25 protein-coding genes are annotated in these 22,653 nt (G+C 62.1%); 19 read left to right on the top strand and 6 right to left on the bottom strand.

Annotated features, from left to right (window positions below; all coding sequences use genetic code 11):
* Positions 1-103: 103 nt before the first annotated feature.
* The gene (locus ACP15P_RS11405) at positions 104-619 is read left to right on the top strand and encodes a hypothetical protein (RefSeq protein WP_424928585.1); all 516 of its coding nucleotides are present in this window, start codon (positions 104-106) and stop codon (positions 617-619) included.
* Positions 620-628: 9 nt separating this feature from the next.
* On the opposite strand, the gene ACP15P_RS11410 is transcribed toward ACP15P_RS11405, so the two are convergent.
* Positions 629-2,644, bottom strand: a complete 2,016-nt coding sequence (locus ACP15P_RS11410) for a transglycosylase domain-containing protein (RefSeq protein ID WP_424928586.1) — start codon at positions 2,642-2,644, stop codon at positions 629-631.
* A 282-nt stretch (positions 2,645-2,926) separates the two neighbouring features.
* Between ACP15P_RS11410 and ACP15P_RS11415 the strand changes: the two genes are divergently transcribed.
* The 9 genes from ACP15P_RS11415 to cobC all read left to right on the top strand — a co-directional run bounded on the left by ACP15P_RS11415 (position 2,927) and on the right by cobC (position 10,675).
* The gene (locus ACP15P_RS11415) at positions 2,927-3,265 is read left to right on the top strand and encodes a P-II family nitrogen regulator (protein WP_424928587.1); all 339 of its coding nucleotides are present in this window, start codon (positions 2,927-2,929) and stop codon (positions 3,263-3,265) included.
* A 34-nt stretch (positions 3,266-3,299) separates the two neighbouring features.
* Complete coding sequence (locus ACP15P_RS11420) at positions 3,300-4,658, top strand: ammonium transporter (RefSeq protein ID WP_424928588.1); 1,359 nt, start codon at positions 3,300-3,302, stop codon at positions 4,656-4,658.
* A 131-nt stretch (positions 4,659-4,789) separates the two neighbouring features.
* On the top strand, positions 4,790-5,254 hold the full coding sequence (locus ACP15P_RS11425) for a GAF domain-containing protein (RefSeq protein WP_424928589.1): 465 nt from the start codon (positions 4,790-4,792) through the stop codon (positions 5,252-5,254).
* Positions 5,255-5,390: 136 nt separating this feature from the next.
* On the top strand, positions 5,391-6,881 hold the full coding sequence (locus ACP15P_RS11430) for an AMP nucleosidase (RefSeq protein ID WP_424928590.1): 1,491 nt from the start codon (positions 5,391-5,393) through the stop codon (positions 6,879-6,881).
* A gap of 181 nt (positions 6,882-7,062) precedes the next feature.
* Positions 7,063-7,353, top strand: coding sequence for an HU family DNA-binding protein (locus tag ACP15P_RS11435; RefSeq protein WP_424928591.1), 291 nt, complete (start codon positions 7,063-7,065; stop codon positions 7,351-7,353).
* Between the two features lie 74 nt (positions 7,354-7,427).
* Positions 7,428-8,309: a DMT family transporter gene (locus ACP15P_RS11440; protein WP_424928592.1), complete on the top strand. Its 882-nt coding sequence runs from the start codon at positions 7,428-7,430 to the stop codon at positions 8,307-8,309.
* A gap of 70 nt (positions 8,310-8,379) precedes the next feature.
* A complete protein-coding gene (gene cobT / locus ACP15P_RS11445; RefSeq protein WP_424928593.1) occupies positions 8,380-9,393 on the top strand; it encodes a nicotinate-nucleotide--dimethylbenzimidazole phosphoribosyltransferase in 1,014 nt (337 codons plus the stop codon).
* On the top strand, positions 9,390-10,160 hold the full coding sequence (gene cobS / locus ACP15P_RS11450) for an adenosylcobinamide-GDP ribazoletransferase (RefSeq protein WP_424928594.1): 771 nt from the start codon (positions 9,390-9,392) through the stop codon (positions 10,158-10,160). Before cobT ends, cobS begins: the two co-directional genes overlap by 4 nt.
* Positions 10,151-10,675 carry an alpha-ribazole phosphatase family protein gene (gene cobC / locus ACP15P_RS11455; RefSeq protein WP_424928595.1) on the top strand — a complete coding sequence of 175 codons (525 nt, stop codon included), beginning with the start codon at positions 10,151-10,153 and terminating at the stop codon, positions 10,673-10,675. Before cobS ends, cobC begins: the two co-directional genes overlap by 10 nt.
* Before the next feature lie 4 nt (positions 10,676-10,679).
* Here the strand turns inward: cobC and ACP15P_RS11460 are convergent, their stop codons facing one another.
* Positions 10,680-11,312 (bottom strand): MlaC/ttg2D family ABC transporter substrate-binding protein, encoded by a 633-nt coding sequence (locus ACP15P_RS11460; protein WP_424928596.1) that lies wholly within the window; start codon positions 11,310-11,312, stop codon positions 10,680-10,682.
* A gap of 1 nt (position 11,313) precedes the next feature.
* Positions 11,314-12,057, bottom strand: coding sequence for an MlaA family lipoprotein (locus ACP15P_RS11465; RefSeq protein WP_424928597.1), 744 nt, complete (start codon positions 12,055-12,057; stop codon positions 11,314-11,316).
* Between the two features lie 197 nt (positions 12,058-12,254).
* On the opposite strand from ACP15P_RS11465, the gene ACP15P_RS11470 reads away from it, so the two are divergent.
* The 4 genes from ACP15P_RS11470 to ACP15P_RS11485 all read left to right on the top strand — a co-directional run bounded on the left by ACP15P_RS11470 (position 12,255) and on the right by ACP15P_RS11485 (position 15,034).
* Entirely contained in the window at positions 12,255-12,719 is a 465-nt protein-coding gene (locus ACP15P_RS11470; RefSeq protein ID WP_424928598.1) for a RidA family protein, read from the top strand.
* A complete protein-coding gene (locus ACP15P_RS11475; RefSeq protein ID WP_424928599.1) occupies positions 12,700-13,491 on the top strand; it encodes a glycerophosphodiester phosphodiesterase family protein in 792 nt (263 codons plus the stop codon). Before ACP15P_RS11470 ends, ACP15P_RS11475 begins: the two co-directional genes overlap by 20 nt.
* A gap of 69 nt (positions 13,492-13,560) precedes the next feature.
* The gene (locus ACP15P_RS11480) at positions 13,561-14,757 is read left to right on the top strand and encodes a GNAT family N-acetyltransferase (protein ID WP_424928600.1); all 1,197 of its coding nucleotides are present in this window, start codon (positions 13,561-13,563) and stop codon (positions 14,755-14,757) included.
* The gene (locus tag ACP15P_RS11485) at positions 14,750-15,034 is read left to right on the top strand and encodes a 4a-hydroxytetrahydrobiopterin dehydratase (protein ID WP_424928601.1); all 285 of its coding nucleotides are present in this window, start codon (positions 14,750-14,752) and stop codon (positions 15,032-15,034) included. Before ACP15P_RS11480 ends, ACP15P_RS11485 begins: the two co-directional genes overlap by 8 nt.
* 173 nt (positions 15,035-15,207) lie before the next feature.
* On the opposite strand, the gene ACP15P_RS11490 is transcribed toward ACP15P_RS11485, so the two are convergent.
* Entirely contained in the window at positions 15,208-15,693 is a 486-nt protein-coding gene (locus tag ACP15P_RS11490) for a peroxiredoxin (RefSeq protein WP_424928602.1), read from the bottom strand.
* 85 nt (positions 15,694-15,778) lie between these two features.
* On the opposite strand from ACP15P_RS11490, the gene ACP15P_RS11495 reads away from it, so the two are divergent.
* From ACP15P_RS11495 to recQ, 3 genes are all read left to right on the top strand, one after another.
* Entirely contained in the window at positions 15,779-17,005 is a 1,227-nt protein-coding gene (locus tag ACP15P_RS11495) for an NAD(P)/FAD-dependent oxidoreductase (RefSeq protein ID WP_424928603.1), read from the top strand.
* Between the two features lie 108 nt (positions 17,006-17,113).
* Complete coding sequence (rsmD, locus tag ACP15P_RS11500; RefSeq protein ID WP_424928663.1) at positions 17,114-17,707, top strand: 16S rRNA (guanine(966)-N(2))-methyltransferase RsmD; 594 nt, start codon at positions 17,114-17,116, stop codon at positions 17,705-17,707.
* Positions 17,704-19,773, top strand: coding sequence for a DNA helicase RecQ (gene recQ, locus ACP15P_RS11505; RefSeq protein WP_424928604.1), 2,070 nt, complete (start codon positions 17,704-17,706; stop codon positions 19,771-19,773). The genes rsmD and recQ overlap by 4 nt, the downstream gene beginning before the upstream one ends.
* Before the next feature lie 14 nt (positions 19,774-19,787).
* Here the strand turns inward: recQ and ACP15P_RS11510 are convergent, their stop codons facing one another.
* Together ACP15P_RS11510 and ACP15P_RS11515 are read right to left on the bottom strand one after the other, a co-directional pair.
* The gene (locus ACP15P_RS11510; protein ID WP_424928605.1) at positions 19,788-20,342 is read right to left on the bottom strand and encodes a hypothetical protein; all 555 of its coding nucleotides are present in this window, start codon (positions 20,340-20,342) and stop codon (positions 19,788-19,790) included.
* A gap of 133 nt (positions 20,343-20,475) precedes the next feature.
* Entirely contained in the window at positions 20,476-21,372 is an 897-nt protein-coding gene (locus ACP15P_RS11515; RefSeq protein WP_424928606.1) for a LysR family transcriptional regulator, read from the bottom strand.
* Between the two features lie 135 nt (positions 21,373-21,507).
* Between ACP15P_RS11515 and ACP15P_RS11520 the strand changes: the two genes are divergently transcribed.
* Positions 21,508-21,984: a nuclear transport factor 2 family protein gene (locus ACP15P_RS11520; protein WP_424928607.1), complete on the top strand. Its 477-nt coding sequence runs from the start codon at positions 21,508-21,510 to the stop codon at positions 21,982-21,984.
* 28 nt (positions 21,985-22,012) lie between these two features.
* The gene (locus ACP15P_RS11525; protein WP_424928608.1) at positions 22,013-22,639 is read left to right on the top strand and encodes a glutathione S-transferase family protein; all 627 of its coding nucleotides are present in this window, start codon (positions 22,013-22,015) and stop codon (positions 22,637-22,639) included.
* Positions 22,640-22,653: the final 14 nt, after the last annotated feature.

Raw genomic sequence — 22,653 nt, forward strand, 5'->3', positions numbered from 1 at the left:
ATGAGGTGACGATGGAGTATCGCGTACTGAACGAAGTTCCAACCATACGGCAGGCGGGGGTGCCGCGTTTCCCGAGTAACAACGTCATATGGGATTTTGCAACATGAACCCCTCCACACTCGCCATCGCCTCCGAATTTGTAAAAACCGGCATCGAAAAAGCCGGAATACCCCTCACAGAGAACCTCGAAGCCTATCTCTCGATTACCTTCGCCCGCTTCATGGATCTCGAAATCATGGTCGACCGGCTCAGCGTCCGCGTCATAGAGGCCATGGACGCCAACGCACCCCGCGATACAATCCGCTATCTCGCTGACGAATGCATCATCGCGTGTTCGTTCTTTGAGGACCGTTTGCGTCGCAACGGCTCGATCCGCCACTATGTCGGCCTCGGCCAAATGAGCTACGATTCCGTCGGCATGACGGAACAGGCCTACGGGTTCACCCAGATGCGCGACGTGATGGCCTGTGCCGCGGATAGCGGCCGCCAGGCGGAGAGCGATGTCCTGATCGACCGCGCCAGGGCCGGCAGCAAAACCGCCCGCGAGCAGTTGGCCGACCAGAGCGTGGTCATCGGCCCATGGGGCAATACTTCAGGTAACGGCCTGCTCTGGAACTGACCGCCAGGATCAGTTTCGTCCAAACAGACCGTTCAGCACGTTTTTAAACACCGTCTCCACCGCTTCGGAGACGTTTTCCACAACACGCGCCGGAGCTTCCCCGGCGGCTGCGATGATTTGCGGCGTTTCCGGTACCGGCTCCTCCATCGGCAGAGGCGTCACAAGCATACCCTCGTGGATGCGCGTCATGGTCTCTCGCCAGATATCCGCCGGCAGGCCACCGCCCGTCACACCGGACAAAGGCTTGTTATTGTCGTATCCCATCCAGACCCCGGCCACGTAGTCACCGGTAAATCCGATAAACCACGCGTCACGCGCCGCCTGCGTCGTGCCGGTTTTGCCCGCGGCAGGGCGCCCCTCAAGACGCGCCCTCCCGCCGGTGCCGTTCTCGACCACCTGGTTCATCATCCAGACCATCTGCGCCGCCGCACGCTCATTCAGAACGCGAACCGACTGCGGACGCCCTGAACTCATCAGTTCCGTGCCATCGGATTTCAGCCGAAGCTGCCGAATGCCGTACGGAATGGCGGTCACGCCACCGTTCAGAATCCCGGCATAGGCGCCCGTCATCTCAAGCAGAGTTGCCTCCGACACGCCCAGCGCAAGAGCCGGACCGTCCGACATGGGCGAATTCACCCCCAGATCCTGAGCCAGTGCCCGGATCCGCTCACGGCCTGTTCCCTCGGATACGCGCACTGCGGAGGTGTTGATGGACTCGCGAAACGCCTCAACCAGCGTGATTTCGCCCCGGTAGTTCCGTGTGTAGTTTTTCGGCGACCAGTCACCGGAGCCGGGCACACGCAGCGTCAATGGCTCGTCCAGCACCCGGTCCAGCGGGCTCGCCCCGGACTGCAGCGCCGCAGCATAGACAAATGTCTTGAAGAGCGACCCGGTCTGGCGTTTCGCCTGGGTGGCGCGGTTGAACTGGCCTTCAGTCCCGCCAAGGTCCCGCCCACCGATCATGGCCCGCACGGCGCCATCGCGGGACATCACCACCACAGCCGCCTGGGCCTTGGAGCCCGGCCTGACCTTGGTCTCAAATACATGCGTCAGGGCCGCTTCAGCCGCTTTCTGGATGCGGGGATCAAAGGTGGTGGTAACCGCGATATCCTCGGTCGTGCTCCGCGTCAGGAAATCCGGGCCGGAGGACATCACCCAGTCCGCAAAGCTGCCCCCCGCACGTTCGGCCGCCGCTTTGGACAGAACCGCCGGCTGCGCGATCGCTACCGCGGCCTGTTGCTCGGTCAGATAGCCCTGATCGCGCATCAGCGTAATGATCGTCTCGGCCCGCTCCTGCGCGAGCGCGAGATTATTTGTCGGCGCAAACCGCGTCGGCGCGCGCAATAGACCGGCCAGCATCGCGGCCTCGGCCGGGCTGACCTCAGCCGCCGACTTGCCGAAATAGCGCTGGGACGCCGCCTCAAACCCGGTTGCGCCCGCGCCCAGATAGGCCCGGTTCATGTAGATCGACAGGATCTCGTTTTTGGAGAACTTCAGTTCCAGCGCCAGGGCGGCCGGGACCTCCTTTATCTTGCGCTCAAGCGTCCGCTCATTGTCGAAAAACACCAGCTTCGCGACCTGCTGCGTCAGGGAGGAACCACCCTGCACCGTGCCACCTGCCCGGTAGTTGACGAGCGCCGCGCGGGCCAGTCCACGGACGTCCAGACCAAAATGACTAAAAAAGCGGCGATCCTCGGTCGCCACCACCGCATGAACCAGATGCGGCGACACATCGGTGGCCGAGGTGACGTGATGTTGATCGCCCCGCCAGGCAAAAACCGTGTTTGACCGGTCCATCATGGTCACCGACCCACGGTTGCGTCCGTCCATGATGTTGTCGAAATCCGGAAGTTTGGAATGGTAATAGGCCACGCCTATGCCAATCGCCACCACCAGAACTATGGCGGCACGTATGCCCAACCACCAAAGAATGCGAAAAAGCCACGAAAACGCGCTTCGGGCAAACCGCTCGACGCGGCCGACTTTCGCTTTCCGGCCTTTTTTCTTTTTTACCGCTCTGGCCATCGTTTTCGGCCACCTGCCATTGTTTCTTTTCTGCCCCGACAATACCGGTTCATGCCTGCGTATGCCAGCCCCAGGGATTTTTGCCCATTAATTAAGCAACGTTTAATTTATAGGCATTTGAATTAACAGCTTCGTGAGGATTTCCAAACCCTCAAAACGCCCCAAAATTTATTTTCCGTTTCCACTCATTGACTTACCTTCAACCTCGCAATTTTTGGCATAAAAATTGCATGTATAGGGTCAACGCCAGACGCGTTAATAAAAACACTTGTGAGGATCTTCATGAAGTTAATTGTAGCCGTCATTAAACCGTTCAAGCTGGAGGAGGTCCGCGATGCCCTGACCTCCATCGGCGTTCAGGGTTTGATGGTGTCGGAAGTCAAAGGTTACGGCCGCCAGTCCGGTCACACCGAGATCTATCGCGGCGCGGAATACGTCGTCAATTTTGTTCCCAAGATCAAACTTGAGATGGTCGTACCGGATTCCGTCGCCCCCCAGGCAATGGAAGTCCTCTCGACCACCGCAAGAACCGGGAAAATCGGCGACGGCAAACTCTTCGTCGTCAATGTCGAGGAAGCAATGCGGGTCCGCACCGGCGAGACCGGGGAAGAGGCTCTCTGAGCCGCGCAAGGAAATACAAAAGGTACAAAGCAACATGACAAGGTTTCTGAAATATTCCGGACCTGCCGCCGTGGCCCTTCTCGCCATGGCCGCACCCCTGGCGGCCCAGGACGCCGCCGCGGCTCCGGCAGAGGCATCCGAACACACCATCTGGATCCTCAACACCTTCCTCTTCCTCGTGGCCGGCTTCCTGGTCATGTGGATGGCCGCCGGTTTCGCCATGCTCGAGGCCGGTCTCGTGCGGTCCAAAAACGTCACGATGCAGCTGACGAAGAACATCGCGCTCTTCGGCATCGCCGCCATCGCCTACCACCTGATCGGCTACAACCTGATGTATCCGCTCGGAAGCTGGACCATCGGTACCGATGAAACCGGCGGTTACCTCGGCGCATTCGGCGTGGCCGTACTTGAGGCCGTAGGCGTCGGCGCGGACAGCGCGGACGATATCGCATACGCCTCCACGGGCTCGGACTTCTTCTTCCAGTTGATGTTCTGCGCCACCACCGCGTCCATCGTGTCCGGTGCCCTGGCCGAGCGCATCAAACTGTGGCCGTTCCTGATCTTCGTGGCCATCCTGACCGCGTTCATCTACCCGATCCAGGCAAGCTGGAAATGGGGCGGCGGCTTCCTCGACAGCCAGTTCGGCTTCCTCGACTTCGCCGGTTCGACCGTCGTGCACTCCGTAGGTGGCTGGGCCGCTCTCGCCGGTGCCATCGTTCTCGGCCCGCGTATCGGCAAATACCCCTCCGGTGGCGGCGTACACCCCTACCCGGGTTCCAACCTGGCCCTCGCAACCCTCGGCATGTTTATCCTGTGGCTCGGCTGGTTCGGCTTCAACGGCGGTTCGCAGCTCGCAATGGGCACAATTGGTGATGCCGCTGACGTTAGCCGTATCTTCGCCAACACTAACGCCGGTGCGGCCGGCGGTGCGGTTGCAGCCCTTCTGCTGACGCAGATCATGTACAAAAAGCCGGACCTCACCATGATCATCAACGGCGCCCTTGCCGGCCTCGTTTCGATCACGGCTGAACCCCTGACCCCGACCCTCGGCAGCGCCACCCTGATCGGTGCCGTTGGCGGTATCATCGTGGTCTTCGCAGTACCGTTCCTCGACAAGCTGAAAATCGATGACGTTGTCGGTGCGATCCCGGTTCACCTCTGCGCAGGGATCTGGGGTACGCTGGCTGTCGTCATCACCAACCCGGACGCCACCCTGTCCGGCCAGGTCATCTCGATCGTAGTAGTTGGTGTGTTTGTGTTCGTGGTCTCCCTGATCATCTGGATGATCCTGAAAGCCACTGTTGGCATTCGCTGCTCGGAAGAGGCCGAAATCAACGGTCTCGACGTAGACGAACTGGGAATGGAAGCCTATCCGGAATTCTCCCACCGGTAAGCTCACCCCAAATCCAACAGGGCAACGCTGAATATGGCCCGGGGCAACCCGGGCCATATTTTTTTTTGACTGGAACTGCGCCACACGGGTGACTAGGTCTGAAACCCAACTGACAGGCCGGAGGACACCAGATGCCCGACTACACCGAGGTCACGGGAAGGATCACCGCGCTTTGCGAGGGCGAAACCGACGTGATCGCCTGCATGGCCAGCATCGCCTGCGAACTGAACCAGGAATTCGATCATTACGACTGGGTCGGCTTCTACCGCGTGACCGAACCGCAACTCCTGAAGATCGGCCCCTATCAGGGCACCCATGGCTGCCTGACCATTCCCTTCGACCGGGGCGTATGCGGTGCCGCCGCGAAAACCGGAACCACGCAAATCGTCGCGGACGTCAACTCCTTTCCGGGCCACATCGCCTGCTCGACGACTACGCAGTCTGAAATCGTCGTCCCCGTCTTCGGCCCCGACGGTCAGCTCTTCGGCGTCCTCGATGTGGACAGCAACCAACCCGACGCTTTCGGTGCGGAGGATGCCAAAGCGCTTGAGGCCATCTGTGCCGCCGTCTTTGGTCGACCGGGAATGAAACCCTGACCGCAGGCCCGTTTGCCGCGATTTCTTATCCTGAGGGATTGTCTTTAGTCTTCCTGCAACCCAAAGTTCTGCACAATCAGCACAGACCCAAATCCCGATCAGTCCGTCGGGCATCAGTCAAGGAACAGAGTTCACCATGGATCACCGTCGCGGGTTTCCCGAACTGCCTTTGATCAGCCCCGAGGCTGAACCCGATGTGGAATACACCAACGCACGCGAGGCCGTGGCCGACCTCATCCGCCGCTACTCCGGGTCCACGGGGTATCTCAAGGACCGGTTTATGGAGGTGATGGGCGGCAAAAACCCCGAAGGCCACTACCGCGCCTACTACCCTTCAGTGAGCATCACCACCAGCAGCTTCGCCACCGTGGACAGCCGCCTGTCCTTCGGCCATGTCGCGGAACCCGGCCGCTATGAGACCACAATCACCCGGCCCGATTTCTTCGAAAATTACTTGGCCCAGCAGATCGGCCTGCTGATCCGCAACCACGGCACCTCCGTGCGCATCGGGACCTCGAACACGCCCATTCCCCTGCATTTTGCAATGGGGGAAAACGCGCATGTGGAAGGCTCGATCGAGGAAACCCTGCACCGGCCCCTGCGCGACCTGTTCGACGTGCCGGACCTCAACACAACCGACGACCACATCGTGAACGGCAGTGTCAGCCCCACGCCCGAAGGCACGCGCCCGCTGGCCCCGTTCACGGCCCAGCGTATAGACTATTCGCTCGCGCGCCTCGCCCACTACACCGCCAGCAGTCCGGTTCATTTCCAGAACCACGTACTCTTCACAAACTACCAGTTCTACATGGACGAGTTCGTGGCCTTCGCCAAAGAGGCTCTGAACGATCCGGAGTCCGGCTACGAGGCGTTCGTGCAGCCGGGCAACGTCATCACCACCCGCGACGGCACCACCGGCGAACCCGGCAGGGCCAATCCGCAAATGCCCGCCTATCACCTGGTCCGCCCCAACCATTCCGGGATTACCCTGGTGAATATCGGCGTTGGACCGTCCAATGCCAAAACCATCACCGACCACGTGGCGGTACTGCGCCCGCATGTCTGGCTGATGCTCGGCCACTGCGCCGGTCTGCGCAACTCACAGTCGTTGGGCGATTACGTTCTGGCCCACGCTTATATGCGTGAGGACCATGTTCTGGACGACGACATCCCGATCTGGGTTCCGATCCCCGCGCTCGCGGAGGTACAGGTCGCGCTCGAAGATGCGGTTGCCGAAGTCACGGGGCTCGAGGGTTTCGACCTCAAACGCATCATGCGCACCGGCACCGTCGCCACCATCGACAACCGCAACTGGGAACTGCGCGACCAGTCCGGCCCGGTCCAGCGCCTGAGCCAGGCCCGTGCCATCGCTCTGGAGATGGAAAGCGCCACGATCGCGGCCAACGGTTTCCGGTTCCGTGTGCCGTATGGCACCCTCCTCTGCGTGTCCGACAAGCCGCTGCATGGTGAGCTGAAACTGCCCGGAATGGCCACCAGTTTCTACAAGCGGCAGGTGTCACAGCACCTTCGCATTGGCGTCCGGGCGCTTGAAAGCCTGCGGGAGATGCCACTGGAAAAACTGCATTCGCGCAAATTGCGAAGCTTTGATGAAACCGCATTTTTGTAATAATTGCCCAAACGCGACTCATTTCTGCAACATTCTCCTCTGGATTGTGCCTTTGCTCAACAAATACGACTCTTTTTGCACATTCTGCGATTGAGTTTTTCCGGCCAGCCCGATTAAGTGCAGCATCACCAAATGGATGGCCGAGTGCGGCCAGGCTTTTTTTCGGACCAGGGAGACAACAATGACTCAGAAGCCCATGACCAAAACCCAGCTTGTTGCAGCGATGGCGGAAGCCACCGACATGGACAAGGCAACAGCGAACCGGGCACTTGAGGCACTGACCGAAATCGTCACAAAAGAGGTTGCCAACGGAGGCGCCGTTACGCTTCCCGGTCTCGGCAAATTCGCCTGCCGCGAGCGGGCCGAGCGCATGGTTCGCAATCCCTCCACGGGCGAGCAGATCAAAAAACCCGCTGACCGGGTTGCCAAGGTGACCATCGCCAAGGCATTGAAGGACGTGATCAACGCCTGATCTTCCCCACGGAAATTTCGGGCTTTCCCGTTATCGGGCTGCATCACATGCAGCCCCTTTTTTTTGGTGGAACCATGCCTGACTGGCGCTCCATGATTTTGGGCTTTCTTTTCGTGCTCGCGTGGAGTTCCGCCTTCACCTCTGCACGTATCGTCGTCGCCGACGCGCCACCATTTCTCGCACTTTCCTTCCGGTTCCTGATTTCCGGCGTCATCGCGCTCGCCATTGGCCTCGCCGCCGGTCAGAGGATCCGGCTGACCAAAAGCCAGTGGATCGGCGTCCTCGTCTTTGGGCTCTGCCAGAACGCGCTCTATCTTGGATTGAACTTTGAGGCCATGCAGACCATCGAGGCCGGTCTCGCCTCAATCATCGCCAGCATGCTGCCACTGATCGTCGCCGCACTTGGACGCGCGTTCTTCGGAGAGCGCCTGACGCCGCTTGCGATGGCAGGCCTCGTAATCGGGTTTTCCGGCGTGGTCTACATCATGCAGGCCCGTATGGGCGCCAGTGCGGATATCTACGGGCTTTCCCTGTGCCTGATCGGCGTGCTGGCGCTGTCCATTGCCACCCTGCTGGTGCGTGGCGTGTCGGTCGGCGGCAATCTCTGGATGGTTGTGGGGCTCCAGATGCTGGTGGGATCGTTTGCGCTGTTCCCCGTCTCGGTCGCCCTGGAAACCTGGGAGATCAACTGGACCTGGCCGCTGTTCTGGGCCTTCCTTTACACCACGCTCATCCCCGGCGTTGCCGCAACCATGATCTGGTTCATCCTCGTGGGCCGGATCGGTGCCGTTCCGGCGGCCACGTTCCACTTCCTCAACCCGTTTCTCGGTGTGTTCATCGCGTTCCTCATCCTGGGTGAGCCAATCACGCTCACGGACTTCATCGGTGTCGTCATAATCATGATAGGCATCCTCGCCGTACAGCTGTCGAAAAGGCATGGAAACAGGGCGGTTTAGGCCGTAAACCAGCGGTCAACCGTGCCTCTGTGGGGTGGCACGGGGATTCGACCAGTGGGGGACGGGTACATTGCACGAAGTGAACGAGGAACTGGCGCAGGCGGTCCAGCAGGCGCTCAACTCAAAAACCAAACCGGTCGGATCACTCGGCCGTATTGAGGAAATCGCGGAGCACATCGCCAAAATTCAGGGCACCACGACCCCGAAACTGGCCGGATGCACCCTGACCATTTTCGCAGGCGACCACGGCATTGCCCATGAGGGCGTATCCGCCTATCCCCAGGCGGTTACGGCGCAGATGGTGCTGAACTTCCTCGCCGGTGGTGCCGCCTCGAACGTGTTCGCCAACACGCTCGGCATTCCCGTTACGGTGGTGGATACCGGCGTCGCGGGCGATCCCATAGACGACCCCGCGCTGGTGTCCCGACGCATCGCCCCGGGCACGGCGAATTTCCTGACCGAACCTGCCATGACGGCGGAACAGCTCGAAACCGCCCTGCAAAACGGCCGCGACATCGGCTCCGGATCGCCGGACACCGTTGCGGCCTTTGGTGAGATGGGCATTGCCAATACCGCCTCCGCCGCGCTTGTTGCGCACCGCATTTCCGGCATGGATCTCGCCGGTCTCGTCGGGCGTGGCACGGGCCTCGACGATGATGGCGTAACCCGCAAAACCCAAATCCTCGCGGAAGCCTCGAGCCGCGGCCCCGGCACGCTCGACGCGGCCGGCGCATTGCGCGAATTCGGCGGTTTTGAGATCGCCACCATGACCGGTGCCATGCTTGGCGCCGCAGCGTCGGGCCGGATTGTTCTGGTGGACGGCTTCATTTCCACCGTCGCGGCCATGGCGGCGGAGGCCATTCAACCGGACGCCCGCCGGTCCTTCATCTTCTCCCACAAATCCGCCGAACGCGGCCATGTGGGGATTCTCGAGTGGATGGGCGCTAAACCCCTGCTCGCGCTGGAAATGCGCCTCGGCGAAGGCTCCGGCGCCATTCTCGCCTGGCCGCTCCTTCAGGCCTCGGTCGCGATGCTCAACGACATGGCCAGTTTCGAGTCCGCAGGGGTCAGCGGTCCGGCATGACGCACCCCCTCACCAGGCAGCTGGCGGGCTTCCTGCTCGCGGTTCAGTTTCTGACCCGACTGCCCGTGCCTGTTGAGGGGCTTTACACCGCCAAACGCTATGCCCGCATCCCACGCTGGTTTTCCGCAGTCGGTATCCTGATCGGGCTGCTCACGGCCGCGGTTTTCCTAATCGCGGCCTCCGTCCTGCCACCCGTGCTGGCCGCGCTCATCGCCACCGGCGCGGGAATTCTGATCACCGGTTGCCTGCACGAGGACGGCCTCGCGGATCTCTGCGACGGGCTGGGCAGCGGTCAACCAAAGGAGCGCGTTCTGGAGATCATGCGCGACAGCCGCATTGGCACCTTTGGCGCGGCTGGCCTCGGCCTCGTTCTGGCCTGCAAAATCGTGACCCTGGGCCACATGCCCCCTGACACCGCCGCAGCCTGCCTGATCGCGGGCCACTGCCTCAGCCGCACCGCCTGTACCGTCGTGATGGGCCTCACGCCTTATGTGCGATCGGACGGCAAGGGCAGTGGGCTGACCACAACCCTCTCGCCAGCCACCATCGCCATTATGGCCCCGTTTGTGCTGTTCAGCCTGTTGCTGCTGCTCTGGTTCGCCGGTCCGCTGGCAACCGTCACGGGGCTGGCCGGTCTGATCGTCGGCACCCTGATCGTCATGCGCCCGAGCCAGCGCGTACTCGGCGGACACACCGGCGACGTGCTCGGCGCGGTTCAGCAGGTCTCGGAGGTCACGTTTCTGCTGGCCGTCCTTGCATGTCTCTGATCCTGCTGCGCCATACCCGGCCCGACATGCCGAAGGGCCTGTGCTACGGACGTACCGATCTGCTGCCGGATGCCGGATTTCCGCAAACCGCATCCGAAATTGCCCGGGACCTGCCGTCTGTCGAAGGCATCGTCACAAGCCCCCTGACGCGCTGCCACATGCTGGCGAGCCACATCGGAGACGCCCGTAACCTGCCGGTGGAAACCGATAAACGCCTGATCGAGAAGGATTTCGGAACCTGGGAAAACACGCCCTGGGATGACATTCCCCGCGAGCAGCTTGACGCCTGGGCCGCGGATTTCCTCGGCGCGCGGTCGCATGGCGGGGAGAGCGTCAGCATGCTTCGGGACCGGGTGGAGGACGCCCTGAACGACATGAACCGGTCACGGGGACCGGTTCTGTGGGTTACGCATTCCGGGGTGATCCGGGCCGCCTGCGCCATCCTCAACCTGCATGACGGATGGGACACGGCCCTTGAGTTCGGCGCCTGGCTGGAGATCAGCCCGACGCCCTAGACAATCAGGCCGCGCGGCTCTGAAGCTGCTGGATCAGGCCGTCGATGCTGCCGCCCTGGGCGTCCAGCATGGCACCGATTTCCTGCCGTTCATTCGAGAGAAGCGACACACCCTCAATGATCAGGTTGACCGCCTTGGGTGAGCCGCTGCGCTCGCTTATCTGCCAGTTTACGCCGATGTTCTCCTGACCGGGGCGAACCACGGTGGTGAAGACCTCGACACCGGCGCTGCGGCCTTTTTTGTCCTTCACCTCACGGCCGCCTTCCATCTGGATCGTGGCGTTGGTGAAATCACCGAACTGGCGTCCATATTTGGCCGCCAGATAACCCTGGAACGCATTCACATATGCTTTCTTCTGGGAACTCGACGCGGACCGCCAGTCACGGCCCAGACAGCTCGCAGCCACCACCGGCATGTCGGCGTATTTCGACATGATGCGCTGAAATTCCCTGTAGAGGCTCGAACCGCTCTTGCCGGAATTGACCAGGCTCGAAAGCTCGGCCGAGGCCGCACTCACATGCTGCTGCGCTCTCGACACGGCATCCGCAAATGCCATCCGCGGCATGACCAGGGCCACTGCGGACGCGGCCAGTCCCGTCAAAACAGTGCGGCGGTCAATCGTCATGTCAGCATTCATCTCAGAAATCCCCGTAAACATCCCCGTAAATGTCCTCCAGCGCTTCAAGCTCGGTCTCTCCGCCGTAGCTTGCCCGCATGGCCTCAAGATAGGCGATGCGCGTGGCGGCATAACTGTCGGTGGAATTGTTATAAAGCTCATCCACCACCGTATCCAGTTCGTAACGATCATTGGCCAGATCAAGACCCGCAATCACGAGAAGTGTCCGCGTCGCGGCGACGGTCGTCACGTAATAGACGGGATCGGTAGCCGCATCGAGCGCCCAGCCGGCCCAGTCACGCTCCGTTCCCGGGCCACCAAACGGCAGCTCCAGGTAGCCTCCTTCCGGCACGCCATAGGCGAGGAACGTCTCGTCAAAGCCGGTATCGCGGTATTCCATCCCAAGATCCTGACCCCAGTCGAGGATACCGCCAAACCCGAACAGGGTGTTTACGCCAAAGCGCATGAAGGACCGGCCAGCCAGCTCGCCCTTGCCCTGAAGCGAATAGTGGATGATGTAGTTCGGGTTTTCCCAGTTGCGCTTGAGATTGGTGATACCGGTCCGGATCATGCCCGGCACGATGTTGCCATAGGTGCGCGAAACCGGTCCATAGACGGCATTGTCCACCGGAACATTCAGCGCGTGGGCCCTCCGGTTGAACTCCTCATGGGGGTCGTAGACCGGATCATCCGGGTTGGGATTGGTCGAACAGGCTCCCAAAGCGGTCAGGAGAAGCACCACGGCGGCATGTTTGCTGATATTCAAGGAATTCTGCCTTTCGGTGTGCCGACAACATCGGATCGCTGGTAAATCACAACATGGTTTATCAAATACCAACGCTGCATTCCGGCCCGGATAACACCAATTACGGGCCACCGCCATCCGATCATCCCGCAAAAAATTCTTGCCTCCCCCGGTGACACGGTTGAAAACGGGCCGGAATGAAAACGGGGAACAGGTTCATGACCAGCGCCATCGACCAAAAGCTTGCATCACTGGGGCTCACTCTGCCCGACGCGCCCGCACCGGCGGCGAATTACGTTCCATACGTGATCTCTGGCAACCTGGTGTTTATCTCGGGCCAGATCAGTAATGATTCCAATGGCCTGATCACCGGGAAGCTCGGTCGCGACATGGATGTGGACGCCGGTGTGGCGGCGGCGAAACGCTGTGCGCTTAACCTGATCGCCCAGCTGCGCGCGGCCTGCGGCGGTGATCTCGACCGGGTTGTCCGTGTCGTGAAAATCAACGGATTTGTGAACGCGGATGCGGATTTCACGGACCATCCGAAGGTCGTGAACGGCGCATCGGACCTGTTTGTGGAAGTGTTTGGGGATGCCGGACGGCACGCGCGGGCGGCTGTTGGCTCCTCCTCCCTCCCCCTCGGCGTAGCGGTAGAGGTCGAAGGTGTATTCCAGATCAGCTGAACTGCCACAGGATTTCATTGACGCGCCCCTTGCCCATCGTGGGCTTCACGATCGTGGGGCGGGGATCATTGAAAACAGTCTCTCCGCCATCGAGGCGGCCGTGGCTGAGGGCTATGGGATCGAGATCGACATTCAGGCGGCGTCCTGTGGCGAGGCGATGGTGTTCCATGACGGAACGCTTGACCGCCTGACCGCCGAGACCGGGCCGGTGAACGGACGCACGGCGGATGAGTTGCGCGAGATTGTCCTGACGGATTCCACCGACGCCATTCCCACGCTCAAGGAAACCCTTGAAATCGTTCGCGGAAAAGTGCCGCTGCTGCTTGAGATCAAGGAGCCGGGGCATTCGCTTTCGCCCGATGTTGGGGCGCTGGAGGAACGTGTCGCCGATCTGTTGCGGCTCTATGCCGGGCCGGTTGCGGTAATGAGTTTCAACCCGCATTCCGTCACCGCGTTTGGCCGCTTTGGCCTCGCGGTGGCGCGTGGTCTGGTGACCTGCGACTTTCAGGACGCGGAGTGGGACCTGCCGGAACAGCGCCGTCAAACCCTTGCAAACATTGAGGGATTTGACCGCTCCGGTTCCGTCTTTATCTCCCATGACGCGCGGAACCTGAACACAGCGGCGGTGGAACGTATCCGCCGCAAGGGCTTCCCGGTGCTGTGCTGGACCGTGCGGTCGCAGGAGCAGGAGGACGCGGTGCGGGAGATCGCGGACAACATCACGTTTGAGGGCTACAGGCCCAGAATTCCGGAGCCGACGCCGCTTTTTTAGGCGACATTACCTGTTGTGATCGCAACGGGGCCTCCGGGCCATTGACGGCGGCGCTTCGGGTGCCAGATCATGGGGACGGAGGCAGCGATGGACGGCGGCGAAACACTCGAAATTTCCATGCTCGATTCCGTGGCGCAGATCAGCGCCGCGGAGTGGGACGCCTGTGCCGACCAGCCGGGCGACAGACCCGAGAACCCCTTCATAACACACCGTTTTCTCGATGCTCTGGAACGCTCCGGCAGTGTCGGCCCCGGCACCGGATGGCAGCCCCGGCACCTCGTTGCACGCATGGCGGGCGAGGTCATTGCGGTGATGCCGATGTATGCCAAGGGGCACAGCCAGGGCGAGTATATTTTCGACTTCGACTGGGCCCATGCTTATGAGCAGGCGGGGGGGCGATATTACCCGAAACTTCAGTCAGCGGCGCCGTTTACGCCGGTGACGGGGCGGCGGTTTTTAACGCGGGCGGGGCATGAGACCATCGGGCGCGGGGCGCTGTTGCAGGGGGTGATACAGGTCGCGACGAATAGTGAGGTTTCGTCATTTCATGCCACGTTCTGCACGGCGGAGGAGCGGGAATGGGGCGAAAGCGTCGGGCTTCTGGGCCGTGTAACCCGCCAGTTTCATTGGGAAAATCGCGACTACGCCGATTTTGACGCCTTTCTCGCGGACCTCAGTTCACGCAAGCGGAAGGCCATTCGCAAGGAGCGCAAAAAGGCGCGGGAGTTTGGCGGACGGATCGTCGCGCTGACCGGGGATGGAATCGAGCCGGAGCACTGGGATGCGTTCTGGGCGTTCTATCAGGACACGGGCGCGCGGAAATGGGGCACGCCGTATCTGACCCGGCAATTCTTTGATATTGCTCATGAAACCATGCGCGACGACATGCTTCTGGTGCTGGCGGAGCGCGATGGGCGATGGGTTGCGGGGGCGCTGAATTTTATTGGGGCGGAGACGCTTTATGGGCGGTATTGGGGGTGTGTCGAGGATCACCCCTGCCTGCATTTTGAGTTGTGCTACTACCAGGCCATTGATTTTGCTATCGGAAATGGGATCGACCGGGTTGAGGCCGGGGCGCAGGGGGAGCATAAGCTGGCGCGGGGATACCTGCCGACGGTGACGCATTCGCTGCACTGGTTCCGGGATGAGGGGTTTTCGAGGGCGGTCGAAAACTACCTGAAACAGGAGGCGGAACACATTGGGGAGGAGATCCAGATCATGATGGATTACGCCCCGTTCCGCAAAGGGGAGAGTGAAAATGGCTGAGGCGCTGGCAGAGGCGGGACGCAGGGAACTCATTGAAAACGAATGGGTATTTCTGGAAGAGCGCGATGCGGTTTCGAAGAAATTCGTCTTCAAAAACTTCGTTGAGGCGTTCGGATTTATGACCCGCGTGGCGCTCTGGGCGGAGAAATGGGACCACCATCCGGAATGGGCGAATGTCTATAAAACGGTGGATGTGACGCTAACGACCCACAGCATTGACGGGCTGTCGGACCTTGATCTGAAGCTGGCGAAAAAGATGGATCAGCTGGCACAATAGGGTGCCCAGGTGGCACAATCTGACACCGAAGTGGCACAGATGTGCAGGGATTTGGCACAGATTGTGAATCAAATGGCACAGATTGCGCGGGGTTTTGCGAAAACCGTCCCGTTTTGCTGACCATTTGGCGCGATTGGGCGGTCATGTCGGCACGACCGCCCGGGATCTGAAAATCAGAGTTTTTCGAGCATGGTTTCGCCGGCGCTGATCTCGCAGCCGGTGCCTTCCTCAGCGAAGAGGTCGACGACCACGCCGTTGTCGACGATCATCGAGTAGCGGCGGGAGCGGTCGATCAGGCCGCGGGACGGGACGGAGAAATCCATGCCGACGGCTTTGGTGAATGCGCCGGTCGCATCGGCGATCATGCGGACGTTGCCGCCAGACGCGCCATTGGCCTCGCCCCAGGCGCTCATCACGAAGGGATCGTTGACCGAGAGGCAGATGATGTCATCGACGCCCTTGGTCCGGATCCTGTCGGCGTTCTGAACGTAGCTCGGCAGGTGGCGGTTGGTGCAGGTGCTGGTATAGGCACCGGGCAGTGCGAAAACGACCACGCGTTTTCCGGTGAAGAGGTCGCCGGTGGAAAGCGTTTCCATGTCCTCTCCGATCATTTCAAGAAATTCGGCTTCCGGCAGTTTGTCTCCGATCGACAGGCTCATTCCCTTGTCCCCCAATGTACTGGTTGCGCCAAACGCATGACGGCATATAGACGTTTGACCGATGAATGCCAGACCGGAGACCGCCATGGAAAACCTGGACGCCCGAATTTCAGTGATTGGTGCCGGTCAGGCGGGGGCGTCCCTGGTGGCGAAGCTGCGGGATCTGGGGCATCGGGGGCCGATTACGCTGATCGGGGATGAGCCATCCCTGCCCTATCAGCGGCCGCCCCTGTCGAAGGCGTATCTGAAGGGGGAGATGCAGCTGGAGCGGCTGTACCTGCGGCCCGCGACGTTTTACGCGGATCAGAATATTGAGGTGCTGACCGGGGTGCGCGTGGTGTCAATTGACCGCGCGGCGAAGGAGGTCGTGCTGGAAGACGGGCGGCGGATTGGCCATGATCTGCTGGCGCTGACCACCGGGACGACGCCAAGACGGCTGCCGGGTGACATTGGCGGTGATCTGGACGACGTGCATGTGATGCGGTCGCTCGCGCATGCGGATGCTCTGGCCGAAGGGCTGGCGCGGGGGCATGGGGCGGCGCTGATCGTGGGGGGCGGGTATATTGGCCTGGAGGCCGCCGCGGTGCTGCGCGAGAAGGCCTTGAAGGTCACGGTTCTGGAAGCGGCGCCGCGTATTCTGGCGCGGGTGGCGTCAGCGGAGACGGCGGATTTCTTTCGCGATCTGCACCGGAACAACGGGGTTGATATCCGCGAGGGCGTGATGCTGTCCCGGCTGGTGGGTGAGAATGGCCGGGTCACGGGTGGAGAGCTGAGCGACGGCACGGTGATCCCGGCGGATGTGGCGCTGGTTGGCATTGGTGTGGTGCCAAACGACGGGCTGGCGCGGGATGCGGGGCTGGAGCTTGATAACGGGATTGTTGTGGACGGTGCGGGGCGCACGTCAGATCCGTCGATCTTTGCCGCCGGGGACTGCACGAATTTTCCCTATCGGGGGGTGCGGATCCGGCTGGAGAGCGTGCCCAATGCGATCGACCAGGCGGAGGCCGTGGCGGCGGCGATGCTGGGCGGGGATGTGGACTACGTGGCAAAGCCGTGGTTCTGGTCGGATCAGTACAATATCAAGTTGCAGATTGCCGGGCTGAATGCGGGCTATGACCGGACGGTGGTGCGTCCGGGCGTGCGTGAGGGCACGCAGTCGGTGTGGTATTATGCCGGGGATGAGTTGCTGGCGGTGGATGCGATGAACGATCCGCGGAGTTACATGATGGCGAAGCGCTGGATCGAGGCGGGAGTGTCGCCGGATGCGGGTCAGGTGGCGGATCCGGGTGTGGAGTTGAAGGGGTTGGCTTGAGGCGGCGACGGATTCAACTGTCCCGCCCGGCGGCGACGCCGGGCAGCGCTGACCTCCCCCCAGGGAGGCGCTATCGCGCCACCCGAGGTCCGCGATGCCCTCAGAGAACTGGCGGAAAGGTCTAAAGACGTGCGCATCATAGGTGGCACACATCGCGGGCGGGCCCTCGCCTCGGTGGGCAGGGGCGATGCGGCGGCGCATTTGCGGCCGACGACGGACCGGGTGCGGGAGAGCCTGTTCAATCTGCTGGCCCATGGCGGTTACGCGGAGCGGCCCCTGCCGGAAGGGTACCGGGTGCTGGACCTGTTTGCCGGAACCGGGGCGCTGGGGCTGGAGGCTCTGTCGCGCGGGGCGGAACAGGCGGTGTTCGTGGACCAGGGGCGCAAGGCGCAGAAAATCCTTGAGGAAAACATCTCGAAGCTGGGCGTATTGCCCCAGACCAAAGTGATCCCGAAGGACGCGACGCGGCTTGGCAAATGCGTGTCCGATCCGTTCCGGCTGGTGTTTCTCGACCCGCCCTATGGCAAAAAGCTGGGGGAAAAGGCGCTTGCCTCGGCGGCGGCGGGGGGCTGGATCGCGCCGGGGTCGGTGATCGTTTGGGAAGAGTCTGACGCGGTTCGCAAACCACAGGGGTTTTCGCGGCTGGACGAAAGGCGCTATGGGGACACGGTGATTTCGATTTTCAGGTTTGACGGCACATGAGTGACAGGCGGGAGATCCTCGACCGGGTCTTTGGGTTTTCGGATTTCAGGCCAGGGCAGGACGAGATTGTGGGCGCGGTCGCCGACGGTCGCGACGTGCTGGCAATTTTGCCCACGGGTGGTGGTAAATCCCTGTGTTTTCAGCTTCCCGCGCTGATGCGCGAGGGGCTGACGGTGGTGATCTCGCCGCTGATTGCGCTGATGCGCGATCAGGTGCGGGCGTTGAAAGCCGCCGGGGTCAATGCGGCGGCGCTGACCTCGCATTCCGATGAGATGGACCTGGAGGAGATCTTCTCGGGCATTGATGACGGCACGCTGAAGCTTCTCTACATGGCGCCGGAACGGCTGGGGTCCTCGGGGCCGCTTCTGCGGCGGGCGGGGATCAGCCTGCTGGCGGTTGATGAGGCCCATTGCGTGAGCCAGTGGGGGCATGATTTCCGGCCTGATTATTTGCGAATTGGTGGCCTGCGGGAACAGCTTGGCGGGGTGCAGACCGTGGCGCTGACCGCGACGGCGGATGCGGAAACGCGGGAGGAAATCTGTCGCCAGCTCTTCGCGGGCGGGGAGCCGGAGACATTCCTGGGCGGGTTTGACCGGCCCAACCTGTCGCTGGCCTTTCAGGTGAAGAACTCGCCGCGGCGGCAGATTTTGGATTTCGTCGACCTGCACCGGGGGCTGTCGGGGATTGTCTACTGCACCAGCCGCAACAAGACGGAAACGCTTGCCCAGGCGCTGAACGAGGCGGGACACCGCGCGATGGCCTATCACGCGGGCCTGGAGCGGGATGAGCGCGAGGCGGCGGAGGCGCGGTTTCAGCGTGAGGACGGGCTGGTGGTCTGTGCGACGATTGCCTTTGGCATGGGGATCGACAAGCCGGACATTCGCTTTGTGGCCCATGCGGATCTGCCGAAATCGGTGGAGTCCTATTACCAGGAAATTGGCCGGGCCGGGCGCGACGGGGCGCCGGCAGATACGCTGACGCTCTATGGGGCCGATGACATCCGGTTGCAGCGGACGCGGATTGACGAGAGCCCGTCGCCGATGGAGCGCAAGGACGCGGATCATGGGCGGCTGAATGCCCTGCTGGGCCTGGCGGAGGCGCAGGGGTGCCGGCGGCAGGTGTTGCTCGCGTATTTCGGTGAGACGGGGGCGGAGCCCTGCGGGAACTGTGACCTGTGCAAAACGCCGCCGAAGCTGTTCGACGGGACGGAGGATGCGAGGAAAGCGTTTTCCGCGGTGCTGCGGACGGGTGAGTATTTCGGGACGGAGCATCTGATTAACGTTTTGCGCGGCGAGGCGACGGACCGGGTGACGCAGCGGGGGCATAACAGGCTGCCGACCTTTGGGGTTGGAAAGGACCGGTCCAAGGCGGAATGGCAGACGGTGTTCCGCCAGCTGATGGGGCTCGATTACCTGCGACCCGATGCGTCGCGGCATGGGGCGCTGCGGTTTACGGAGAGCGCGCGGCCCCTGCTGCGCGGGGAAATGAGCGTTACGCTGCGGGCGGATACGGTGACGGCCTCGCGGAAACAGGCTGGGCGGGCCGCGCCGATGGCGCTGGTGGCGGAAGAGGATGAGGGGCTGCTGGCGGCGCTGAAGGCGAAGCGGCGGGAACTGGCGGATGCGCAGGGGGTGCCGGCCTATATTGTCTTTAATGACCAGACGCTGGTGGAGATGGTCAGCCGCAAGCCGCAGACGATCGACGACATGCGCGGGATCACGGGGATCGGCGCGGTGAAACTGGACCGCTATGGCCCGGATTTCCTCGACGTGCTGACCGGAGCGGGCGGCGAGCGGCCCCACCCGGCGCGGATGCGGCTGGCCTCGGAGGGCAATGGCAGCGGATCGCTGTTCGACCGGTTGCAGGAGGCCCAGGTGGAACTGGCGCGGGGCGGAAACGGCATGGACCGGCCCCTGTCCTGCGATGCCGCGACGCTCTCGCGAATTGCGGCGCGCAGGCCTGGGACGCTTGACGACCTGGAGGCGATTTCAGGGATGAACGCCCGCAAGACCGAGCGGTTTGGGGAGCGGTTTCTGGAGATTATCGAGGCGGAGGGGCGGGGGTAGTTCGGCCCCCCGGGTTACCCGGGTGTGGGCGCCTTTGGGCGGCGCTCCAGCAGCCAGAGGGCGGCGAGGGTCCAGAGGTCTACGCGGTGTTCGTCGGCGAGGCGCAGGAGCGTTTCGTTGATTTTTTGGTATTTTTCGCCGGTGGTGGCACCGCTCTCAAAATCGGGCCAGTGGCCGAGATCCTTAAGGGCGGCCTCGCTTGTTTCGCTCCAGATGCCGTAGTGATCGGGATACGCCACGAGGAGAATGGGCGTGAGGGTGTCGACACTGACGGTGGGCAGCATGTCGCGCACGGTATCGATCCGTGCAGGCAGCGGGGCGGAATGGTCGACGAGGAGCGCGATGGCAGTCCGGAGGTGATCCATGTCATCGGCGGCCTCATGGTCGCGGCGTTCGACGTCGGACCAGTGGTTTGTGTTCCGGATGGTCAGAAATTCGAGGTAATCGTCGCGGGTCAGGCGCGCGGGGTTGCGGAAGAGCGGGCTGAACCGGCTGATGACATCGTCCCTTAACGACATGATCTGGCGGATTTCGGGATCGCCAAAAGCGCTCCGGACATTAATGTACATATATATATACCTCAAAAAAAATAATCGGTCGAAGTCCGCGCAATTTTAAGGCGAGTGATTAACAGGTTCCTGGCGGAGGCCGGGATGTCAGGGTTAATTTTTGTCAGGGTTAACGGAAAGCCGCCGGAGGGCCTCACCCCAGGACGGGGATGCTTCGGAGGCGGGGCTTGGCGAAGTCGATGAAGCTGCGGATTTTGGCGGGGGCGCGGCGGTTTTCGACGTGGACGAGGTGGATCGGGAGCGGGTCGGGCTCGAAATCCTCAAGCACGCCCTGCAGGCGGCCGTCGTCGAGTTCGGGGCCGATCTGGTAGGAAAGGACGCGGGTGAGGCCCCAGCCGCGTTCGGCGACCTCGCGGGCGGCGGCGATGCTGCTGAGCGCGAGGCGCGGTTGGACGCGTACGGTTTGTGAGCGGTCGGCGCCGAAACGCCATTCGGTGGACCGGCTGGCCGGGGCGGTGGCGATGATGCGGTGGTTCGCGAGCTCCGCCGGGGTTTTTGGGCGGCCGTGGCGCTCGAAATAGGCGGGCGCGCCGCAGACCATGAGGCGGACGCTGCCGACCCGGACGGCGATGAGACCGGATGAGGGCAGAGGGCCGATGCGCAGGGCGATGTCGAAGCCTTCCTCGACCATGTTCACGACGCGGTCGACCATGACAACATCGGCGGTGACGTCCGGGTATGTGTCGAGAAACTCCGCGAGGATAGGCGTGATGTAGATGCGGCCGAACTCGTTGGGACAGGTGATGCGCAACTCGCCCACCGGGTTGGCGGCGGCACCGGAGGCGGCCTCGTCAGCGGCCTGAAGCTGGGCCACGATGGCGCGGGCATCCTCGAGATAGGTGCGGCCCACATCGGTCAGGCGGACGCGGCGGGTGGTGCGGGTGAAAAGGCGCGCGCCGAGACGTTCCTCGAGCGCGTTGACGCCGCGTGTGGCGGACGGGGCGCTGAGACCCATGCGTCGGGCACCTTCGGCGAAGCTTTCTGCCTCGGCCACGGCGATGAAGACCTCGAGGCTTTGCAGACGGTCCATTGCGGGCCTCATTGCTGTCGTTTCGCAAAACAGTTTCTTTCAGATTGAGTATATTCATTTGCTAATTGGGGTAAATTAGTTTCCGGTCACTGACATTTTCCGCGCCCCAAAGCGTGATGCGAAAGGAACGTGACCATGACACGGGAAGCACCGCGGCACCCCCTGCCGCCTTTCACCAATGAGACCGCCCGCGAGAAAGTCCGGCTGGCCGAGGATGGCTGGAACGGGCGCGATCCGGCGAAAGTGGCGCAGGCCTATACGCCGGACAGTGCGTGGCGCAATCGGGCGGAGTTTCCGCGGGGTCGTGCCGAGATTGAGGCGTTTTTGACGCGCAAGTGGGACCGGGAGCTGGATTACCGGCTGATCAAGGAGCTTTGGGCGCATGACGGCAACCGCATCGCGGTGCGCTACGCCTATGAATACCGCGACGACAGCGGACACTGGTTCCGGGCCTATGGCAACGAGAACTGGGAGTTTGACGCGGACGGATACATGGCAAACCGCCATGCCTCGATCAACGAAAAGCCGATCCGTGAGGATGAACGGAAGTTTCACTGGCCGCTGGGACGGCGGCCGGACGACCACCCTGGGCTGAGCGATCTCGGCCTCTGATTTTTCAATCTTACCAAGGATTTGACCCATGACCACCCCCATCAAACTTTATCGCACCCCGAAATCAGGCCACTGTCACCGGGTTGAGCTGATGCTCGCGTTTCTTGGCCTGCCCTATGAGACGGTTGATCTCGACATGGCGAACGGGGCGCATAAGGCGCCGGAGTTTTTGAAGATCAGCCCGTTTGGCCTGGTGCCGGCGATTGACGATGGCGGCTATACCCTGGCCGACAGCAATGCGATCCTGGTTTACCTGGTTCAGACCTACGCGAAAGGCTCGCACTGGCTGCCCCAGGCGCCGAAGGATGCGGCGGAGGTGCAGCGCTGGCTGACGGTTGCAGCGGATAACGTCTATTCAGGGCCATGTGCGGCGCGGCTGGTGACCGTTTTCAACGCGCCGCTTGACCATGCGGCGGCGGTGCGCAAGGCGCATGATCTGTTCAGGGTGATGGACGCGCATCTGGCCGGTCGGGACTGGCTGGCGACGGAGGAGATCACCATCGCGGATGTGGCGGGGTACAGCTTCATCGCCCATGCGCCCGAGGGCGGTGTGGATCTCGCCCCCTATGGCAACATTCGTGGCTGGCTCAGCCGTATTGAGCGGCAGCCGGGGTTTGTCGGGATGGCGACGTCGCCCATTCCCGAACTGGTCTGAGCGAAGTCCCGGAG

The sequence above is a fragment of the Amaricoccus tamworthensis genome, from assembly GCF_049800875.1.
Taxonomy (GTDB): Bacteria; Pseudomonadota; Alphaproteobacteria; order Rhodobacterales; family Rhodobacteraceae; genus Amaricoccus; species Amaricoccus tamworthensis.

Excerpts from the sequence above, each read along its gene's own strand:
- ACP15P_RS11405 (WP_424928585.1), top strand. The coding sequence starts at position 104 with ATGAACCCCTCCACACTCGCCATCGCCTCCGAATTTGTAAAAACCGGC.
- ACP15P_RS11410 (WP_424928586.1), bottom strand. The coding sequence starts at position 2,644 with ATGGCCAGAGCGGTAAAAAAGAAAAAAGGCCGGAAAGCGAAAGTCGGC.
- ACP15P_RS11415 (WP_424928587.1), top strand. The coding sequence starts at position 2,927 with ATGAAGTTAATTGTAGCCGTCATTAAACCGTTCAAGCTGGAGGAGGTC.
- ACP15P_RS11420 (WP_424928588.1), top strand. The coding sequence starts at position 3,300 with ATGACAAGGTTTCTGAAATATTCCGGACCTGCCGCCGTGGCCCTTCTC.
- ACP15P_RS11425 (WP_424928589.1), top strand. The coding sequence starts at position 4,790 with ATGCCCGACTACACCGAGGTCACGGGAAGGATCACCGCGCTTTGCGAG.
- ACP15P_RS11430 (WP_424928590.1), top strand. The coding sequence starts at position 5,391 with ATGGATCACCGTCGCGGGTTTCCCGAACTGCCTTTGATCAGCCCCGAG.
- ACP15P_RS11435 (WP_424928591.1), top strand. The coding sequence starts at position 7,063 with ATGACTCAGAAGCCCATGACCAAAACCCAGCTTGTTGCAGCGATGGCG.
- ACP15P_RS11440 (WP_424928592.1), top strand. The coding sequence starts at position 7,428 with ATGCCTGACTGGCGCTCCATGATTTTGGGCTTTCTTTTCGTGCTCGCG.
- cobS (WP_424928594.1), top strand. The coding sequence starts at position 9,390 with ATGACGCACCCCCTCACCAGGCAGCTGGCGGGCTTCCTGCTCGCGGTT.
- cobC (WP_424928595.1), top strand. The coding sequence starts at position 10,151 with ATGTCTCTGATCCTGCTGCGCCATACCCGGCCCGACATGCCGAAGGGC.
- ACP15P_RS11460 (WP_424928596.1), bottom strand. The coding sequence starts at position 11,312 with ATGAATGCTGACATGACGATTGACCGCCGCACTGTTTTGACGGGACTG.
- ACP15P_RS11470 (WP_424928598.1), top strand. The coding sequence starts at position 12,255 with ATGACCAGCGCCATCGACCAAAAGCTTGCATCACTGGGGCTCACTCTG.
- ACP15P_RS11480 (WP_424928600.1), top strand. The coding sequence starts at position 13,561 with ATGGGGACGGAGGCAGCGATGGACGGCGGCGAAACACTCGAAATTTCC.
- ACP15P_RS11485 (WP_424928601.1), top strand. The coding sequence starts at position 14,750 with ATGGCTGAGGCGCTGGCAGAGGCGGGACGCAGGGAACTCATTGAAAAC.
- ACP15P_RS11490 (WP_424928602.1), bottom strand. The coding sequence starts at position 15,693 with ATGAGCCTGTCGATCGGAGACAAACTGCCGGAAGCCGAATTTCTTGAA.
- ACP15P_RS11495 (WP_424928603.1), top strand. The coding sequence starts at position 15,779 with ATGGAAAACCTGGACGCCCGAATTTCAGTGATTGGTGCCGGTCAGGCG.
- recQ (WP_424928604.1), top strand. The coding sequence starts at position 17,704 with ATGAGTGACAGGCGGGAGATCCTCGACCGGGTCTTTGGGTTTTCGGAT.
- ACP15P_RS11510 (WP_424928605.1), bottom strand. The coding sequence starts at position 20,342 with ATGTACATTAATGTCCGGAGCGCTTTTGGCGATCCCGAAATCCGCCAG.
- ACP15P_RS11515 (WP_424928606.1), bottom strand. The coding sequence starts at position 21,372 with ATGGACCGTCTGCAAAGCCTCGAGGTCTTCATCGCCGTGGCCGAGGCA.
- ACP15P_RS11520 (WP_424928607.1), top strand. The coding sequence starts at position 21,508 with ATGACACGGGAAGCACCGCGGCACCCCCTGCCGCCTTTCACCAATGAG.
- ACP15P_RS11525 (WP_424928608.1), top strand. The coding sequence starts at position 22,013 with ATGACCACCCCCATCAAACTTTATCGCACCCCGAAATCAGGCCACTGT.